Raw genomic sequence first — 470 nt, 5'->3', positions numbered from 1 at the left:
GCCCCCCTGCCCCCGGGCTGCGCCGCACCCGTCCAGACCGGGTCCATCCTCTCCACCAACTGCACCTTCAACCAGGAGGGCAGCTACGGCGGCGTCGTCGCCCAGCTCACCGACGCCAACGGCATGGTCGTGCGCGACAACGCGCCCACCATCGTCGTCTCGGCACCCGCCCCCACCCTCTCGAACTATTCCTTCCCGTTCACCGGATCCGTCGGCATCGCCTACGCCGGAACGCTGCGCCTCAACGGCGGACGCGCGCCCTTCCAGCCCTCGCGCGCCTCCGGCGCCCTGCCGCCGGGCCTCGCCCTCGGCATGGTCCAGGACGCCGCGACCGGCGCGTGGTCGGTGCGCCTTGCCGGAACCCCCACCGCCACCGGCAGCTACACCTTCGACATCCTGGTCACCGACGCCAACCAGAAGCAGGTCACCTCCTCCAGGATCAACGTCTCGGTCGGCTACGGGCCCGTCTC

General features: G+C 71.7%; 1 protein-coding gene. It reads left to right on the top strand.

The features are described from left to right. Positions 1–470, top strand: a 470-nt coding sequence (locus MFF56_RS31950) for a putative Ig domain-containing protein (RefSeq protein WP_238232262.1), incomplete at both ends; no start/stop codon positions are given.

This window comes from Methylobacterium hispanicum (assembly GCF_022179285.1).
Taxonomy (GTDB): Bacteria; Pseudomonadota; Alphaproteobacteria; order Rhizobiales; family Beijerinckiaceae; genus Methylobacterium; species Methylobacterium hispanicum.
The sequence above is the reverse complement of the archived record's forward strand: the minus strand, read 5'-3'. Positions and strand labels throughout refer to the sequence as shown.